Annotated in this window: 18 protein-coding genes; 13 read left to right on the forward strand and 5 right to left on the reverse strand. The window is 43.3% G+C overall.

What is annotated here, in order from left to right; translation table 11 throughout:
- Positions 1 to 50: 50 nt before the first annotated feature.
- The 3 genes from ftsY (at position 51) to LC608_RS22630 (ending at position 4,676) form a co-directional block, all read left to right on the forward strand.
- A complete protein-coding gene (gene ftsY / locus LC608_RS22620) occupies positions 51 to 1,715 on the forward strand; it encodes a signal recognition particle-docking protein FtsY (RefSeq protein ID WP_229555660.1) in 1,665 nt (554 codons plus the stop codon).
- 1,042 nt (positions 1,716 to 2,757) lie between these two features.
- A complete protein-coding gene (locus tag LC608_RS22625; protein WP_229555662.1) occupies positions 2,758 to 4,149 on the forward strand; it encodes a PP2C family protein-serine/threonine phosphatase in 1,392 nt (463 codons plus the stop codon).
- Positions 4,150 to 4,496: 347 nt separating this feature from the next.
- On the forward strand, positions 4,497 to 4,676 hold the full coding sequence (locus LC608_RS22630) for a DUF29 domain-containing protein (RefSeq protein ID WP_229555663.1): 180 nt from the start codon (positions 4,497 to 4,499) through the stop codon (positions 4,674 to 4,676).
- Positions 4,677 to 4,684: 8 nt separating this feature from the next.
- On the opposite strand, the gene LC608_RS22635 is transcribed toward LC608_RS22630, so the two are convergent.
- On the reverse strand, positions 4,685 to 5,485 hold the full coding sequence (locus tag LC608_RS22635; protein ID WP_229555664.1) for a PhzF family phenazine biosynthesis protein: 801 nt from the start codon (positions 5,483 to 5,485) through the stop codon (positions 4,685 to 4,687).
- Between the two features lie 221 nt (positions 5,486 to 5,706).
- Between LC608_RS22635 and LC608_RS22640 the strand changes: the two genes are divergently transcribed.
- From LC608_RS22640 to LC608_RS22650, 3 genes are read left to right on the forward strand one after another with little or no spacing between them, the layout of a single operon-like run.
- Positions 5,707 to 5,958 carry a hypothetical protein gene (locus LC608_RS22640; RefSeq protein ID WP_229555666.1) on the forward strand — a complete coding sequence of 84 codons (252 nt, stop codon included), beginning with the start codon at positions 5,707 to 5,709 and terminating at the stop codon, positions 5,956 to 5,958.
- A gap of 46 nt (positions 5,959 to 6,004) precedes the next feature.
- A complete protein-coding gene (locus LC608_RS22645; RefSeq protein WP_229555667.1) occupies positions 6,005 to 7,387 on the forward strand; it encodes an aminopeptidase P family protein in 1,383 nt (460 codons plus the stop codon).
- A gap of 57 nt (positions 7,388 to 7,444) precedes the next feature.
- A complete protein-coding gene (locus LC608_RS22650; protein WP_229555668.1) occupies positions 7,445 to 7,945 on the forward strand; it encodes a hypothetical protein in 501 nt (166 codons plus the stop codon).
- 7 nt (positions 7,946 to 7,952) lie between these two features.
- On the opposite strand, the gene LC608_RS22655 is transcribed toward LC608_RS22650, so the two are convergent.
- From LC608_RS22655 to LC608_RS22665, 3 genes are read right to left on the reverse strand one after another with little or no spacing between them, the layout of a single operon-like run.
- On the reverse strand, positions 7,953 to 8,300 hold the full coding sequence (locus tag LC608_RS22655; protein WP_229555669.1) for a DsbA family protein: 348 nt from the start codon (positions 8,298 to 8,300) through the stop codon (positions 7,953 to 7,955).
- Between the two features lie 18 nt (positions 8,301 to 8,318).
- Complete coding sequence (locus LC608_RS22660; protein ID WP_229555670.1) at positions 8,319 to 8,597, reverse strand: hypothetical protein; 279 nt, start codon at positions 8,595 to 8,597, stop codon at positions 8,319 to 8,321.
- 28 nt (positions 8,598 to 8,625) lie between these two features.
- Complete coding sequence (locus tag LC608_RS22665; protein WP_229555671.1) at positions 8,626 to 9,255, reverse strand: Uma2 family endonuclease; 630 nt, start codon at positions 9,253 to 9,255, stop codon at positions 8,626 to 8,628.
- 215 nt (positions 9,256 to 9,470) lie between these two features.
- Here LC608_RS22665 and ffh point away from each other — a divergent pair, with 215 nt between their 5' ends.
- The 5 genes from ffh (at position 9,471) to LC608_RS22690 (ending at position 13,655) form a co-directional block, all read left to right on the forward strand.
- Positions 9,471 to 10,937: a signal recognition particle protein gene (gene ffh, locus LC608_RS22670; RefSeq protein ID WP_229555672.1), complete on the forward strand. Its 1,467-nt coding sequence runs from the start codon at positions 9,471 to 9,473 to the stop codon at positions 10,935 to 10,937.
- 121 nt (positions 10,938 to 11,058) lie between these two features.
- Complete coding sequence (gene rpsP, locus LC608_RS22675; RefSeq protein WP_229555674.1) at positions 11,059 to 11,325, forward strand: 30S ribosomal protein S16; 267 nt, start codon at positions 11,059 to 11,061, stop codon at positions 11,323 to 11,325.
- The gene (locus LC608_RS22680) at positions 11,282 to 11,722 is read left to right on the forward strand and encodes a KH domain-containing protein (protein WP_229555675.1); all 441 of its coding nucleotides are present in this window, start codon (positions 11,282 to 11,284) and stop codon (positions 11,720 to 11,722) included. Before rpsP ends, LC608_RS22680 begins: the two co-directional genes overlap by 44 nt.
- A gap of 490 nt (positions 11,723 to 12,212) precedes the next feature.
- A complete protein-coding gene (locus tag LC608_RS22685; protein ID WP_229555676.1) occupies positions 12,213 to 13,166 on the forward strand; it encodes a PhoH family protein in 954 nt (317 codons plus the stop codon).
- Between the two features lie 84 nt (positions 13,167 to 13,250).
- Positions 13,251 to 13,655, forward strand: coding sequence for a ChuX/HutX family heme-like substrate-binding protein (locus tag LC608_RS22690; protein WP_229555678.1), 405 nt, complete (start codon positions 13,251 to 13,253; stop codon positions 13,653 to 13,655).
- Positions 13,656 to 13,660: 5 nt separating this feature from the next.
- Here the strand turns inward: LC608_RS22690 and LC608_RS22695 are convergent, their stop codons facing one another.
- Positions 13,661 to 13,999 (reverse strand): carbon dioxide-concentrating mechanism protein CcmK, encoded by a 339-nt coding sequence (locus LC608_RS22695; RefSeq protein WP_229555679.1) that lies wholly within the window; start codon positions 13,997 to 13,999, stop codon positions 13,661 to 13,663.
- A 118-nt stretch (positions 14,000 to 14,117) separates the two neighbouring features.
- Between LC608_RS22695 and LC608_RS22700 the strand changes: the two genes are divergently transcribed.
- Both LC608_RS22700 and LC608_RS22705 read left to right on the forward strand, forming a co-directional pair.
- The gene (locus LC608_RS22700; protein WP_229555680.1) at positions 14,118 to 14,918 is read left to right on the forward strand and encodes a DUF6816 family protein; all 801 of its coding nucleotides are present in this window, start codon (positions 14,118 to 14,120) and stop codon (positions 14,916 to 14,918) included.
- An 88-nt stretch (positions 14,919 to 15,006) separates the two neighbouring features.
- Positions 15,007 to 16,827 carry an ABC transporter ATP-binding protein gene (locus LC608_RS22705; RefSeq protein WP_229555681.1) on the forward strand — a complete coding sequence of 607 codons (1,821 nt, stop codon included), beginning with the start codon at positions 15,007 to 15,009 and terminating at the stop codon, positions 16,825 to 16,827.
- The last annotated feature ends 27 nt before the right edge of the window (positions 16,828 to 16,854 follow it).

Genomic DNA, 16,854 nt, shown 5'->3' on the forward strand with positions numbered 1-16,854 from the left:
AGTTAAATTAAACTCATAACTTATAACTTAATATAACTAATACTGCTGCAATGGTTTTTAATTGGTTCCGTCGTAAATATAACGATTCCTCTGACACTCCCTCTGATAAGAAACAGGAAGAAACTCTTCCTGCACAAGAACCTCAGCCAGAGCCAGCTGAAACGTCAACACCAACTGCTGAAACTGCTCCAGACACAACGACAGACTTGTTAGCGTTTGCTAAAGCTGCTTACAAAAATATTCAGCAAAAACAACAAGCCGACGAGGTAGTAGAAACCCCGGTTGATTCAGGAGATGCCTCAGTAGCATCAGCAGAACCTGAAACCGCAGAAACGGTAATTGCGGAAATTGCCGAACCAGAAACAATTGAGGAACCTGTTAGTACAACCGTAGAAACAGCACGGCCAGAAATTATCCAAGCTGCTACTGATGAAGAAATTACAGAAGATTCCTCAGTAGCAGCAATTGCTGATCAAGATGTCTCCAACCTAGAACTCACGGCAAATGAAGCTGAACCAACGCCCACCGAACCAGTAGCTACGCCAGAGGCAACACAGCCAACAGCATTATCCTTCTTAGAACGGGCGGCGGCAGAACGGCAAGCCAAGCTGGAACAACTAATGGCCACCGCCATTGAAGTTCCAGAACCAGAGGTAGTACAGCCAGTAGCTGCAACTTCAGAGACAGGAGAGGAAATTCCTGGACTGGTATTTGATGATGGGTTTGTCTGGTCGGCGAAAGTTTTAGCAGCTCAAGGTAGAAGTCCAGAAGACGTTTCTATTGAAGAAATTACCTGGCTGAAAAAGCTCCGGCAAGGGTTAGATAAAACTCGTCGTAGCATTCTTAACCAACTAAAGGCGATCGTTGGTCAAGGGCCGCTAAACCAAGCTGCTGTGACAGAAATTGAGGCATTGCTACTGCAAGCTGATGTGGGTGTAGAAGCGACAGACTTTATTATCAATGCCCTACAGACAAAACTTCGAGAAGAAGTTACTGCACCTGAAGAAGCGATCGCTTACCTGAAAAAAATTCTCCGGGATATGCTGGATGCACCAAGCATTGCATCCCACAAAACTATCTTTACCCCAGAAAAAGAAACCTTGAATATTTGGTTAATCACTGGGGTAAATGGTGCCGGTAAAACTACCACCATCGGTAAAATTGCCCATCTGGGACAAAAATCTGGTTATAAATGCTTAATTGGGGCAGCAGACACCTTTCGCGCCGCCGCCGTGGAACAGGTGAAGGTTTGGGGTAGTAGAAGTGGTGTAGAAGTAATTTCCAATCCGGGAAAGAATACAGATCCGGCAGCAGTTGTGTTTGATGCGATCGCAGCTGCCCAAGCGCGTCAAACCGAATTACTTCTGGTAGATACAGCTGGGCGACTACAGAATAAGAAAAATTTAATGGATGAACTCAGCAAAATCCGGCGAATTATCGACAAAAAAGCCCCAAATGCCAAAGTAGAATCTCTTTTGGTTCTAGATGCCACTTTAGGGCAAAATGGACTGCGGCAAGCCGAAGTTTTCTCCCAAGCTGCCCAATTAAGTGGCGTTGTCTTAACTAAGCTTGATGGTACAGCCAAAGGCGGTGTTGCCCTTGCCGTTGTGCAACAGCTAGGTTTACCCATTCGCTTTATTGGTGCTGGCGAAGGAATTGAAGACCTGCGCCCCTTTTCTAGCTATGAGTTTGTCGAAGCTCTCTTGAGCGGCTAACTGAAAAATTTGGGGTTAAATATTTTTCTTGACAATTGATAAATTTAGGGATTACTGATCTGGTATTATCACTTGAACTCATTAGAAACAGATCAATTCTTATAAATCATAAGTTTGCCGCAATAAATGGATAACTTTTGCTAAAATTTCAAGCTAGTGCCTTTTTTCACGCTGTGAATGGGCATTTAAACGCAACACACAAAACCTCCGAAGCTTCCATCTTGCAGCAAGGTATTTAAAGGGCAAGCGAGACGCTCACCCCCGCAAATAAAACTATTGCAAGACGGACAGCAGAGCAGTAAGCAGTGCGTTGGGGAGCCAGCACAAAGTCCAGCACTGTGGGGGTTTGCCTTTGCAGGTTATTGGTGTTGGCTGTGGCAACTTGTATTCTTACATCGAAGGAACTACGTTAGCGAGTTGGCAGAACTGCACACTGCACGCAACTTACTTAAGAGTAGGAGTCACGAGCATCATCTGTTTGCCCAATGCCGACATTAGAAAAAGGACAGTTTCCGACCATCAGAACTTCGCAAAATCGTCCACTGTGGACTCAAAAAGCGAATTGGTGTAAGTAAGCTGGTTCAACACTCTCAGGTGTATTCTCAGCTCCTACTTGCGAAAGTATCTACAAATATTTTCTCTAGTAAATCGCGCTTTTCACTCAAAAAACTTCCAGTCTCCCAGTTGCCTCTGCCCAAACAGTTACTCTGAAAGCGTTATAAATTATTCTTTTAATAAAGTATTTTTATGACTTTAGAGATATGCTTTGGTAATTAAGTTATGAAAAAATGAAAAGCTTTCTTAACTATCACTAAAACTAGTAATTTTTACGGATTGGTTTTTGGCTAAAAATACATGATTTGAAATTACAAATATTCCCTCAGAAATACAATAAGCAAAAAAAATACTGATAAAAGTTATCTGTTACGTCTTTATACTCTTGCTAAAGTGACAAGTCTTGTCTAAATATGGTTTAGCAATGCCAAAGCCAAAAGATTTATAAGTAATCTAAAATCTGCCAATATAAAGTGCAATAATACCTGTGCCTGTGTCTCAACTGCCCTCTCAACCCATTGACAACAATAGTACTGCCGCGACAGATGTCACACCAGTCGTAGCACTCAAAGAACTCGTGGCAAGGTTGCACCGGGAACAGAATAAAATTCAAGATTTGCTCAGTTCTTTAGGATTTGCCCTGAGAAGTTTCAATAATTTGAATCAGTTTTTGGAACTGATCCCCCTGATGGCAACGAGAGTGACGGATGCAGACGGCAGCGCCCTGTTTCTCTACAAACCTAATGGTCAAGTAAGATTAGAGCAGTTACATTGGCAAGATAGTCGCCAGCGAAAAAATATTCGCAAAGCGCTGGAAATAGCCAGCAGTCAAATCACGCTTCTGCCCAATGCTGCCCCTCTAGCCAATGCCACGGGGATTTTGGATGATCAGATGCATCGCTATCTGGGACCAGATGTCCAAATCTTTGGTACGGCGATTCTGGTGAAGCATACAGAACGGGGATGGCTCTATGTCTTGAGCCGCGATCCAGAATATAGTTGGACAGAAACCAGGCAAAAGTTAGTTAGGTTAGTAGCAGATCAAACAGCCGTTGCGATCGAAAACGATGAACTAGCTGTAGAACTAAGAAAAAAAGAACGCCTAGACCAAGAACTAGAAATTGGCGCAGAAATTCAACGGCGACTTTTGCCACGTCAATGCCCTATAATTCCTGGTGCAGTCCTGGCGGCACGTTGTAAACCTGCCAATCGCGTCGGCGGAGATTACTATGACTTTATTGCTACCAATCACAATAAAATCCAACCCAAGACTAAAGGCAGCACGGAAAATAGTTGCTGGGGTTTGGTTATTGGAGATGTCATGGGCAAAGGTGTTCCGGCTGGGCTGATTATGACGATGATGCGGGGAATGTTACGGGGAGAAGTGCTACATGGTAATTCTCCAGCCGGAATTCTACAAAACTTAAATAGAGTTATGTATGCGGATTTGGAAAATTCCCACCGCTTTGTAACGCTATTTTATTCAGAATATAATCCCCACAACCGAATTTTGTCTTATAGCAATGCGGCACACAATCCTCCGTTGTGGTGGCACGCAGCTACGAAAACTGTCAGCCGTTTAGATACTCTAGGAATGTTAATCGGTTTGGATGCTAACAGCCAATATGAAGATGCTCAGGCACAGTTAGAACCTGGGGATACAATTATCTACTATACAGATGGCTTGACCGATGCTGCTGCTGCTGGTGGCGATCGCTTCGATGAAGATAACTTTGTCGCTGGCTTCAATACGGCTTGCAAATACTGCAATGGCCCAGAGGAGATTGTAGATTACCTATTCGACCAAGTTGAGCAATTTATTGGTGCTGATAGGCAAAACACTGATGATATGACACTAGTTGTTCTGCAAATTTTATAGTTATTAGCCATTTTTGGTTGATCAAATCATGATTAAACCAATGGCGACTGGGGATTCACTAGAGTAATTCTACTAAATTTAATTTTTTATTTATTTTTTCTTTGAATTTCCGTAGCGATCGCCTAAATGGTCGCCCATCAACCTTTTTTGGTGAATTATTTGTATTTAGCCTTTAAGATAATACATCAAAAATGATCCTTAGAATACTTTTCTGTTGAAGTAAAAACTATATATTTTGCACATCTAGCACAGTAGGAAACGCCGAGGGAGAGACTAGGTAAAATGTACAAGGTAAAAAGTAAAAGGTAAATTTACTTCTTCATTTTTGCTTTCTTTCTATTCTTGTGATGCAAGCATTTGGCCTGCTCGCTCTTAGCGTTTTAATTTTTCCTTTCTCCGCCGTAGCAAGTTCACAACAGCTACGACGGAGTTTTGCTTTACCAATAAATACGTTTCCAGTGGAATGTCCTTATTCCATTGCCCAAATTCTTGATGCTGAGTTTTTACCAGATGCTATTGATTTGTAATATTAGGTTTATGCGGTAATTAACTCGCCTCGCATAACAGTTACCGCTTGTCCGCTCAGAAAGACGCGATCGCCTCCGTCATAATATACCTTCACTACGCCACCGCGACTTGATGCTTGATAAGCCAATAACTCATCTTTGTGCAAGCGATCGCGCCAGAAAGGAGCGAGACAGCAATGAGCCGCTCCAGTTACAGGGTCTTCATCAATCCCTAAACCCGGTGCAAAGAAGCGAGAGACAAAATCATATTCAGAATCAGGGTTAGTGAGGCTGGTGACAATTATCTCAGAAGTAGGCAATGTTTTCAGTATTTGGAAATTTGGCTGTATTTGCCGTACCAAATCTTCAGATTCCAATTCTACTAAATAGCCCAAGGAATTCAAGAAAACAGATTTGTATGGGATACCCAAAGCAGCCTTGAGTTCTTGCAGGGCAACTGTTTCTTCTGAATGATTCACAGGAAAATCTAACTCAATCCACTCACCTTGCAACTTAGCAATCAGCACTCCGCTTTTAGTGTAGAAACGCGCAACTTCATTAGGTGACAAATGCCCCTCTGACCAAAGTACATGGGCACTAGCTAAGGTTGCGTGACCACAAAGCGGTACTTCCACCTTGGGCGTAAACCAACGCAACTTGAAGCCATCATCCTGTCTAACTAGAAAAGCTGTCTCAGATAAATTCATCTCCTGCGCTACATTCTGCATCCAGCGTTCGTTTTGGGGAGTAGGCAGAACACAGACAGCAGCAGGATTACCTCCAAAAGGTGTATTGGTAAAAGCATCAACCTGAGTAATGGTTTGTCCCATTAGAGTCACCTTGAAAATTAGACAGCATTATATTTATAAGGAGTGCATTAGATATTTATGCCTCTATTTACCATTATTATGAGGCGGTGCATCATTTGTAGGGTAGCACAGTTGTGCTAGCACGCGTGTTACATCCAAACGAGAACCGCCATATACAGTACCTGATAAATTAGGAATACAATCTCCAAAAACTAGGGTCAATGTCAAAGCAAAACAGAAACATGACGATAAAAATCTTTAGAAGCATCTTTGCTGCTGTCAACTTAGCGCTAATTACTGGAGGATTATTTAGTTGTGCTGTTGAAGTACCTCAGCCACTTGCTCCAACTGAGCAACAAAAACCTAACCAACAGCCTAACCAGACAAACCAGAACGACGAAGATGACGATCGCAAAAATGATCAAGACGATGACGATAAAGATGACGATCGCAAGAATGATAAACAGGATGACGATAAAGACGATAACGATTAAATAAAGGGAATCTTTAACCTTTATCCTTTTCTTTGAGTTTTTATTTATGCTGATCCAACAAACTTCTACTTCCCTAATCGATACTTTACGCCACCGACGGCAACAACTAGCCAACCTCATTAATTTTCCGGTAATTCTGTGGTCAGGTAGCAACAGTCCGCGCAACTTTCCTGCAAATCCCTTTCCGTTTCGCGCTAGCAGTCATTTCCTCTATTTTGCTGGACTGCCATTAGCAAATGCAGCAATTCGTTTAGAAGACGGCAAACTAGAACTATTTATAGACGATCCATCACCCAGCAGCGCCCTTTGGCATGGAGAAATGCCAACGCGGCAGGAAATAGCTCAGAAAATTGGGGCGGATGTGGCAGGGCCAATGGCAGAATTAGAGTCTTGGGTAGAAGATGCCGCTACACTTGCTGTACAAGATGCAGCTACTTGGACGCAACAATCGCAGCTATTAAATAGATGGGTTTTACCACAAAGTCCTCCCCAAGGAATTGACTTGGAGTTAGCTAAGGCGATCATTTCTCTCCGCCTCACTCATGATGAAGCTGCATTAACCCAGTTGCGAAAAGCTGCGGCTGTCACTGTTGAAGCCCACAAAGCTGGTATGGCAGCAACACCTAAAGCCAAGCTGGAAGCAGAAGTTCGTGCAGCGATGGAAGGGGTAATTATTGCCCACAATATGACAACTTCCTACACCAGTATTGTCACTGTTCACGGTGAAGTTTTGCATAACGAACAGTATCACCATCCCCTACAACCAGGTGACTTATTACTTGCCGATGTCGGCGCTGAAACTGAGATGGGTTGGGCAGGCGATGTAACTCGCACATGGCCAGTTTCTGGTAAGTTTTCATCTACCCAAAGAGATATTTATAATGTTGTGCTGTCAGCCCATGATGCTTGCATTGCCAGAATACACCCTGGTGTAGAGTATGGGGAGATTCATTTGCTAGCTGCTACGGTTATAGCTGAAGGTTTAGTGGAATTAGGCATTTTACAAGGAAACCCTCAAGATTTAGTCGAGATGGATGCCCACGCGCTGTTTTTCCCTCACGGTATCGGTCATCTACTGGGTTTAGATGTTCATGATATGGAAGATTTAGGTGATTTAGCAGGGTATGAAGACGGACGTTGTAGGAGCGATCGCTTTGGCTTAGGCTACCTCCGTTTAAATCGTCCTTTGCGTCCAGGAATGTTAGTCACAATTGAACCTGGTTTTTATCAAGTACCAGCAATTTTAAATGATGCTAATGTTCGCTCAAAATATCAGAATGTAGTAAATTGGGAACGTTTATCTGAATTTGCTGATGTGCGCGGAATTCGCATCGAAGATGATGTTTTAGTTACAACAGAAGGTAGCGAAGTTTTAACAGCCGCATTACCGAATGATGCCGATACTATAGAAAATTTAGTAGGTTCCTAATCTGTTGTACATCATGCCTTGCTAATTGATAGCGTAAACACATAGGATGTTATCTTAATGATCAAAAAACCCATAGGATTACTACTGGGCGGAGTTATTGTTACCTTCGGACTATTGCCATTATTAGCTCAAGCACAGCAGCCGGTTTCTGATACCCAAGTTGGGGCGATGGTAGAAGCATTGCGACAAGCTGCACCGCAGACAAAAAATCCCAACGATGGATATTATAGTGAATGGCAAGTTAAACCAGAAACCCTTAAAGGCTGGTCAAAAACTTGTCTCAAACGAGAACTGACACCGACGCAGTTTGAAAATAATCCTGCGATCGCTCGCCAAGTTGTCTCTTGCATCACCCGCCGTGAGTTAACAAATCAATTCCGCGCTACTAATAATAATGAAATTGCATCTGTGCGTGGTGCAGCTTGTTGGTGGATGACTGGTAGCTATACAGGTTGTGACAAAGGCTTCACTGCTGAGTATGTGCAAAAAGTTGTCCGCTTTTATCAACAACAGCTCTCAAAACCAGCAGGAACTCAATCATCAAAGGGCGACTCTTGAGAAAGAGTTAAGATAATTGCTTTACCTTTTCGGCAACCCAATCAACGCGATCTTTTCCCCAAAACCTCTCGCCTTCGACTACCCAAGTCGGGACTCCGGGGCAGCCAAACTGTTCGTATTCTGCCAAAGCTGCCACTGCTGCTTCTTTGGCTGCTTCCCCGTAGATTAACTCAAGAATGCGATCGCTATTCAACCCAACATCATTTGCAACTTTCTTAATCACAGACTCATCATTAACATCAAGAAGGTCGATATACGTCGCTCGAAAAAAAGCTGCATCAAGCAGATGCTCCTTTCCGGTTCCACAAGCAGCATAATACGCTCTTGCAGGAAGTTCTTCCCGACCAAATTTCATTTGCTCCCAGCGCTTGGCCTACCGACCAAATTCTTCAAGTTCTTTAAGACGAATTTCAATTCCGTACTTTTTCGCCCACCGCAAATAATCTTCTTTGTGATACGACGATAACAAAGCGCTTTCACTTCGCCCTTGTAAATCAGCTACCTTTATCCCGCGCTTTTTCGGTGTATAGATTGGTCTTCGTTCAATATCAACAGGTAAACCTTGCAATGCTTTTTCCGCAAGAGCAACACCAATGTATGAATTCGCCGAGTGGTATATCGAGTATGAATATACTTTGATTCGCTGCGACATCTGTCTAAATTAACTCGCAATTTTAATATTAAATGTGGCTTCTAACCCATTGGCGAAATTCTTTAACTAATTCTAAATAATCTTTTTCTCCCACCTGATCTAAAAACTTAGAAATCTCTGTTAATGGCAGATTGGGAAATGCTAAACTCCGTTCAACAGATAGATATTGCTGATTTTGTAAAACGTTAATACTAAAAGAATTGCCATCATATCGCCAGATTTCAGGCACACCCATATCCGCATAGACTTCAAAGCGATTTTTAGAACTGCTAGTAATATCGATTTCTACTACCAAATCTGGCGGCGGATCTTGGGTTAAATCAATTCTTTTTTTGCCTCTTATAAAATTAATATTTTCAATGTAAAAGCATTCATCTGGTTCTGCGCCACTCAGTTCTGGACGTTTAAAAGTGGTAGAACCAAGGCACTCAATTCTAACTTCTAGTTCTTCTGCGAGAGTTTCGACAAATCGACCCGCAATTCTTTTGTATCGTTCATGTTCAGGTGAGGGAACCATGATTTCTAGAGTACCTCGATTGTATGTGAGCCGGAGGCGGCGATTAACACCAAGTTCAGTTAACAAGTTTTGATATGTTTGCCAACTGATATCTGATAAGTGGATGATTTCTGTAGGTTCAAACAGTGTGTTGCTAGTCATAGCGATATGTGATGTATGTTCTCGCTGTACAATAGCCGTTCTTGGCCTCATTGTACTTTAAGCTCAATCTTCTATAAAGCTAGGTATCTGGTTGCTACAGTCGCGGTGAAAACTACTAAGCTGGTAAATAGCACGTTTAAAATTTAGCGGAAATTCGGAATCGCATTCATCGGCGGTTCAAAATTTCCCATTGGCGAACTACCTGTAATTACATTATGTTTGATGCTTTATCTGACCGTTTAGAAGCCGCCTGGAAAAAACTGCGGGGACAGGACAAAATTTCTCAATCCAACATTCAAGATGCATTGCGCGAAGTGCGCCGCGCCTTGTTGGAAGCAGATGTCAATCTCCAGGTAGTCAAAGATTTTATTAGCGAAGTCGAAGCCAAGGCACAGGGAGCCGAGGTGATTACTGGCGTGCGACCTGACCAACAGTTCATCAAAATTGTTCACGATGAATTGGTGCAGGTGATGGGAGAAGAAAATGTTCCCATTGCAGAAGCCCAGGAACAGCCTACTATTGTGTTAATGGCTGGGTTGCAAGGTACTGGTAAAACCACAGCTACCGCTAAGTTAGCCTTACATTTGAGAAAATTAGATCGTAGCTGCTTGTTGGTGGCGACAGACGTATATCGCCCAGCAGCGATCGACCAGTTGGTAACGTTGGGTAAGCAAATTGACGTACCAGTATTTGAACTAGGAAGCGACGCCGATCCCGTAGAAATTGCAAGGCAAGGTGTAGAACGCGCTAGGGCAGAAGGTGTAAACACAGTAATTATTGATACTGCTGGTCGTCTGCAAATTGACGAAGATATGATGGCGGAATTAGCCCGCATCAAAGCAACTGTCCAACCCCATGAAACTCTGTTGGTGGTGGACGCGATGACTGGTCAAGAGGCAGCCAATCTTACCCGCACCTTCCATGAGCAGATCGGAATTACTGGGGCGATTCTCACCAAGATGGATGGTGATAGCCGTGGTGGTGCAGCGCTTTCGGTGCGAAAGATTTCGGGAGCGCCGATTAAGTTTGTGGGCGTGGGTGAGAAAGTTGAGGCACTGCAACCGTTTTATCCCGATCGCATGGCATCCCGAATTCTGGGAATGGGCGATGTGCTGACCCTGGTAGAAAAAGCCCAGGAAGAGTTTGACTTAGCAGATGCTGAGAAAATGCAGGAGAAAATTTTGTCAGCAAAGTTTGACTTTACTGACTTTCTCAAGCAGTTGCGGATGCTAAAGAACATGGGTTCTCTGGGAGGCTTCATCAAGATGATTCCAGGGATGAACAAGCTCTCAGACGATCAGCTTAAGCAGGGAGAAACCCAGCTGAAACGCTGTGAGGCAATGATTAACTCCATGACTCGCCAAGAACGCCATGACCCCGATTTATTAGCCAGTTCTCCCAGCCGGCGACGGCGGATTGCTGCTGGCTCCGGCTATAGAGAGTCAGATGTGACTAAACTGGTGGGTGATTTCCAAAAAATGCGATCGCTCATGCAGCAAATGGGTCAAGGCGGCTTCCCTGGAATGCCAGGAATGTTCGGCGGTGGCGGCATGGGCAACGCCTTCGCAGGCGCAGGCAATCGTCCCCCAGCCCCCGGATGGCGGGGTTATGGCGGTGATGCCACAGGCACGAAAAAGAAAAAAACCAAAGATAAAAAGAAGAAAGGCTTCGGTAATCTTTAGTTATTGGGCATTGGTAATTTGCTAATGACTAATGACCAATGACTAATAGCACCAAATGCTAGACCAGTGCTAAAATTAGCATTTCGGCATACTTACCAATTAGGAGAATGATTCTTTAACCATGATCAAACTGCGCTTGAAGCGATACGGTAAAAAGCGGGAAGCAAGTTACCGCATTATCGCCATTAACAACCTCTCTCGCCGCGATGGCCGTCCCTTAGAAGAGTTGGGATTCTACAACCCTAGAACCGATGAAGTGCGACTAGACATTCCCGGCATCGTCAAGCGACTACAACAAGGCGCTCAACCCACTGACACCGTCCGTCGCATTTTAGTAAAAGCCAATGTTTTTGAACAGGTCAGTGCCACAGCTACAGCCGCATCATAATTCGGGAACAATATCCCCAACAGCTAGTCCCAACTATGTTGGGCTGGTTAGGTTTTTAGTGCAGCCGTTTTTGGAATCTCCAGAAACTTTAAGCGTCGATTGTGAAATTTCTCAAGCCCTCAACCGGGCTTGGATTCGCATCGCCTTTGAAAGCACGGATAAAGGGAAAGTGTTTGGTCGAGGGGGACGCAATATTCAGGCGATTCGTACAGTAATTGCCGCCGCCGCCGCCGCTACTGGGCAATCAGTATATCTGGATATCTACGGCAGCACTACGCCGGGCCGCGAGGGTATGTCTTTTGATGAAGAGACAGAAGAGCGATCGCCACCGCCGGCTAGAAGAGAACCGCGTGGAAATGATGGGCCTAAACCCATTGTTAAACCCCGCCTCCGCTAGTTTCAAACTAGAGAGCAAGTCTGAGCGGTTGTGGTTACCTCCGCTCAGAATTTTTGTAAAGATGGAAAGTAGCAAAAAGATTTTTGGATCTTTTTTTGAACTCTTCACCGAAGAGGCAGGGGAGCAGGGGAGCAGGGGGCAGGGGGCAGGGAGAAAGATACTGGAATGACCCTGGCACAAGGGTTAGAAAGCAACTAATTTTATTTATGCCTAAAAGTAAAAGTATTTATTTCAAGATGTGTAACACGAGAAATAATACGTCCAAACTTTCAGCAGCCCTACATTCATGTATGGGGATTCCCCCCTGCTCCCTGCCCCCTGCCCCTTTTCCTCTTTTCGACCTGTAGGGGCGTACAGCTTTATGCCCCTACTGCCGATTTATTTGTTGCAAAGATTTTTCCAAAATGTAAATAATAAAAGCGTAATTTCGCTAAGGGCGAAAAAACATTAACCTTTGTCAAACACAGATCCTCACCAATTAAGAAATACTATGGCAGGTGCCTTAACAATTCAGCTGCCCAATATTCCCAGTGCGATCGCTCTTGCGGGAGATAGAGAAGAAAATCTCAAAATGCTATCTCGGCAAACAGGAGCCACTTTAGTGCTACGCGGACAGGAATTAGTGATTTCTGGTACCGAAGGGCAAATTGATCTGGCTTCTCGATTAGTGCGATCGCTTGAAGACCTCTGGATTAAAGGCAATACTATCTCCAGTGCCGATATTTTAACAGCTCGTCAAGCCATAGATAGCGATCGGCAAGGGGAACTGCAAGATTTACAGCGAAATGTCCTCGCCAAAAGTCGCCGAGGCGAAGAAGTCCGTGCCAAAACCTTCCGCCAGCGTCAATATATTGATGCACTCCGTAGACGCGATCTCACCTTTGGTATTGGGCCTGCTGGTACTGGTAAAACTTATCTCGCTGTTGTTGTCGCTGTGCAAGCACTTCTTGCTAACGAGTTTGAAAAGCTAATTTTAACTCGTCCTGCCGTCGAAGCTGGTGAAAAACTTGGTTTTTTGCCTGGAGACTTACAGCAGAAAGTTAATCCCTATCTTCGCCCACTTTACGATGCTATTTATGAATTTATCGACCCCGAAAAAGTACCCAGTTTAATGGAACGCGGTGTAATTGAAGTCGCACCACTCGCTTATATGCGGGGACGCACCCTCAATAATGCCTTTGTAATTGTGGATGAAGCGCAAAATACTACACCTGCTCAAATGAAAATGGTTTTGACTCGTTTGGGCTTCCGTTCTCGGATGGTGATTACAGGCGACATGACACAAACTGATTTACCACTTCACCAACAATCGGGTTTAGGAGTAGCTTTACAAATTTTAAAACACGTTGAAGGCATTGCCTTTTGCGAATTTACCCAAAAAGATGTTGTGCGCCATCCTCTAGTTCAGCGCATTGTTGCTGCTTATGAACAATACGAAAAATAGCGATTGGGAATTGGGCATGGGGCATTAATTAGGACTCATTGTTTAACCAAGGACAAATAACAAATGACAAAGGATAGATGACAAATGACCACAACATTGAAAGAATTTTTAGAAGCTTGTGAGACTTTAGGAACTTTGCGTTTAATTGTTACTAGTAGTGCTGCTGTATTAGAAGCACGAGGCAAAATAGAAAAGTTATTTTATGCAGAATTGCCTAAAGGTAAGTACGCGAATATGCATACTGAAGGCTTTGAGTTTCACTTGAATATGGACAAAATTACTCAGGTGAAATTTGAAACAGGTGAAGCGAAGAGGGGGAATTTTACAACCTATGCTATCCGGTTTATAGATGATAAACAAGAACCTGCCTTAAGCCTGTTTTTGCAATGGGGTAAACCTGGTGAATATGAACCAGGACAGGTGGAAGCTTGGCAGACTCTAAAAGAGAAGTATGGTGATATTTGGCAACCTTTACCAGCAGAAATTTAATACAGCTAAACTGATAGGGGTGGAGGAAATCGGATATCTGCACTAAACTGCTTCACATTAACACTGCGATGAATCGGTAAAACATATTCTAAATTTTCGTGGGGGCGGGGAATAATATGATAAGAAATCACCTCGCCGCCGTTAACTCGCAATACTGCCTTTAGTCCTACTGTCAGCGCCACATTTACCTCGCCCACAACCCCCCGAATTAACACGGTAATTCGTCCCAAATCAGTATTTTCATAACCAACAAGGGTTACACGGGCAGCTTTACACATAGCATCTCCCACTTCCACTGCTGTGGGAACGCCATAAACTTCAATCATGCCTAGTGCCAGTGTCATGCTATAACCATAGTTTGGGATTGTAAGGTCAAATATTTTACTACAAAGTTTTAATTTTTTACACAAACTTACTTAATTTTTAATCGATAAATAATAAACGTTAAATATAAAACTGCTAATGCTTACAATAAAGGCGATTTGGAGTTTTTGTTTGCTGCTTTTATTCCTCCTGTGGGGTGGCGATGCTCTTGCAGGAGAGTTATCTGAACGGTTAGCAAATTTTCCCCAATGGGAAAAATTAACTTCCGTACAATCGGCTTCGGGTGATTTGGTTTACCCTGAATGGATGGCTGGTACTTGGCAAGTTACAAGTACTTTGGTAGATTTAGCTGCACCTTTAGCACCAGATATCATAACGCCAGGATTTGAAGGTAATCGCCGACAATTAAATCAGCCTGTGAGTTTTGTAGTAAGATTTGTCAAAGAACAACCATATCTTTCTGGGTTAAAAATATTACCTCAGATAAATAGAAAATCCCCAATTTTAGTAGCAGATAGAGCGTTTAATAGCTTGAATTTGGCAAGAGCTTATTTAGGGGATGAAGCTGTGTTATTAGTCAAAGTAGATCCAGATTCACCTAATCGTCAGATTACGTTCTTGCGTAGCAGTCGACAACTAGTTTCCATTGTGACTGCACGAGCTACAGAAACTACCCCTGATGGCAAGTTCATCACTACAGAAGTGTTTCAACAACTATTTAAAGGTGGTTCACGCCCCTATTTAAACTCTGTAGAATCTACCACCGCTTATCATAAACTTGCAACAGCTAATCCGGCAATTGAGGCAGATCAAGTTACTGCTGTCTATCTTTCGCCCCAAGATCCAGATTACTTTAAAGCTGGTTCTCGACCAGTTGCTCTCTATCGCTATCGCCTAGAATTTATCCCCGCACAAATGCCCACTACTTCAAAGGAGTGATTTAAACCTATAGCCCTTGACTATTATGTAATACAACTGTAGTATGTAAATTCCAAGTTTACGATCGCGCTCTTGGACGGTGTGCATCATGGCCAAATTTCGAGATATTGTCAATTACTTTCATTCTTACTGGAAGCTGAGTGTTTTCAGTATTACAGCATCTAGCATTTACGAAGTTATTGATCTAGCTGTACCTTACGCGATCGGGCAGATTTTAAACGTTTTGTCTAATCAACCTTTGGATAAACCACTTCAAAGTGCGATCGCAACTTTTTCAAACATCACCAATTACCCAGTCAATAAAACTCTATCTTTAGGTGTCTTACTGGGTTTAATTTTCGTTGTCACCGTAGTGAAAGCGCCAACACAACCGTGGTTAAGCACTTGGTTTCATTGGGATATACCTTTAAGGGTGCGTCGGGAGAAAGCCCAAACAGCCATAGAAAAAATTCTGACTCTCCCACTCGAATTTTATGATGAAAATAACCCCGGGCGTATTGCTGGAAGAATAGCAAGAGGTATTTCTAACCATACTTTTAGTTACCCTGAAGTTGCCGGACAGTTGATTCCTAAACTAGCTCGTGTACTAGGAATTTTCTTGTTTATTTTGGTGATTGAATGGCGAATTGCAGTTATATATCTAATCTCCTTTGTAGTTATCCTTGGCTTAACTTTGAAGGATTTACAACGGTTGATTGGGCACGAAACTATTCTGGATAAATACGGTGAGGACACCGAAAGCCGTACTTCCGAATTGATCACTAATATCAAAACGGTGAAAGCATTTGCTAGAGAAGCTAGGGAACTGAAACGGCAAAAGCAACGTTTAGATCGTGAACTAACGGTGGTTGAGAGTCGCATCCACAAAGGTTATACGATACTGGCTACTTGGCAAAGAACTGTAATTCAGTTTTGTGTATTTACAATTCTGGGTTTGACTTTAGCAGCAACAGTAGATGGGAGAATTTCTCTCGGTCACTTTGTCATGACCTTAACTCTTTCTAGCATGGCTTATGCCGAATTAGAACCTATTAGTGCCTTGGCAGAAGTTTTTGCCCGTCGTTATTCTCCTATGCTACGGTTTCACGAATTTCTGCAAGAGCCAACTGCATCTGATTCGGCTAGTCTTTTAGAAGAGAGCAACCAGACAGAATCTCCTTATAAATTTACTGGAAAAGTTGAGTTGTCCCACCTCAGTTTTGGATATGATGCCAACCGTCAAGTTTTGCAAGATATTAACTTGTTGATTGAGCCATACCAAACAGTAGCATTGGTGGGGCGTTCCGGTTCTGGTAAGTCTACTTTAGTAAAGTTGCTGTTGCGATATTTTGAGCCTCAAGAAGGTCAAATTCTGATTGATGGTCAAGATATTCGCACTTTGGATGTGGGTAAGTATAGACGAAGGCTAGCGATCGTTCACCAAGAAGTAGACGTTTTCAACGGTACTATATTAGATAATCTCACCTACGGCAGACCGAACGCTAGTTTGGAGCAGGTTCAAGAAGCCTGTAGAATTGCCAGAGTCGATGAAGTAGTGCAGCACTTACCCAAAGGTTATTACACCGTCGTGGGAGAACGAGGTGTCAGGCTATCTGGAGGACAAAGACAACGCTTGGGAATTGCTAGGGCGTTGTTAGTGGAACCAGATGTGCTGATTTTTGACGAAGCCACCTCTAGTTTAGATTATGAGTCTGAGCGTTCGATTCAACTAGCGATGCGATCGATTCAAGGTACTTGCACCACTATTGTTATTGCCCACCGTTTAAGTACAGTCAGGGAAGCCGATAAAATTGTAGTTCTGGAGCAAGGAAAGATTGTAGAAGTGGGTAGCCACGATGAACTCTTGCGTCACGAGGGGATTTATCGCCGCTTACACTCCCTGCAAGAAACAGGAGAACTCCTGAGTTAGGGGACATACGGATTTTGGATTTTAGAT

This window comes from Nostoc sp. XA010 (assembly GCF_020829625.1).
Lineage (GTDB): Bacteria > Cyanobacteriota > Cyanobacteriia > Cyanobacteriales > Nostocaceae > Nostoc.

Bases quoted from the DNA above. Each gene is read 5' to 3' on its own strand.
- LC608_RS22690 (WP_229555678.1), top strand. From the start codon at position 13,251: ATGACCACAACATTGAAAGAATTTTTAGAAGCTTGTGAGACTTTAGGA.
- LC608_RS22680 (WP_229555675.1), top strand. From the start codon at position 11,282: ATGTTTTTGAACAGGTCAGTGCCACAGCTACAGCCGCATCATAATTCG.
- LC608_RS22705 (WP_229555681.1), top strand. From the start codon at position 15,007: ATGGCCAAATTTCGAGATATTGTCAATTACTTTCATTCTTACTGGAAG.
- LC608_RS22665 (WP_229555671.1), bottom strand. From the start codon at position 9,255: ATGACTAGCAACACACTGTTTGAACCTACAGAAATCATCCACTTATCA.
- LC608_RS22640 (WP_229555666.1), top strand. From the start codon at position 5,707: ATGACGATAAAAATCTTTAGAAGCATCTTTGCTGCTGTCAACTTAGCG.
- ffh (WP_229555672.1), top strand. From the start codon at position 9,471: ATGTTTGATGCTTTATCTGACCGTTTAGAAGCCGCCTGGAAAAAACTG.
- LC608_RS22630 (WP_229555663.1), top strand. From the start codon at position 4,497: ATGCAAGCATTTGGCCTGCTCGCTCTTAGCGTTTTAATTTTTCCTTTC.
- rpsP (WP_229555674.1), top strand. From the start codon at position 11,059: ATGATCAAACTGCGCTTGAAGCGATACGGTAAAAAGCGGGAAGCAAGT.
- LC608_RS22655 (WP_229555669.1), bottom strand. From the start codon at position 8,300: ATGAAATTTGGTCGGGAAGAACTTCCTGCAAGAGCGTATTATGCTGCT.
- ftsY (WP_229555660.1), top strand. From the start codon at position 51: ATGGTTTTTAATTGGTTCCGTCGTAAATATAACGATTCCTCTGACACT.
- LC608_RS22645 (WP_229555667.1), top strand. From the start codon at position 6,005: ATGCTGATCCAACAAACTTCTACTTCCCTAATCGATACTTTACGCCAC.
- LC608_RS22695 (WP_229555679.1), bottom strand. From the start codon at position 13,999: ATGACACTGGCACTAGGCATGATTGAAGTTTATGGCGTTCCCACAGCA.
- LC608_RS22700 (WP_229555680.1), top strand. From the start codon at position 14,118: ATGCTTACAATAAAGGCGATTTGGAGTTTTTGTTTGCTGCTTTTATTC.
- LC608_RS22650 (WP_229555668.1), top strand. From the start codon at position 7,445: ATGATCAAAAAACCCATAGGATTACTACTGGGCGGAGTTATTGTTACC.
- LC608_RS22635 (WP_229555664.1), bottom strand. From the start codon at position 5,485: ATGGGACAAACCATTACTCAGGTTGATGCTTTTACCAATACACCTTTT.
- LC608_RS22660 (WP_229555670.1), bottom strand. From the start codon at position 8,597: ATGTCGCAGCGAATCAAAGTATATTCATACTCGATATACCACTCGGCG.
- LC608_RS22685 (WP_229555676.1), top strand. From the start codon at position 12,213: ATGGCAGGTGCCTTAACAATTCAGCTGCCCAATATTCCCAGTGCGATC.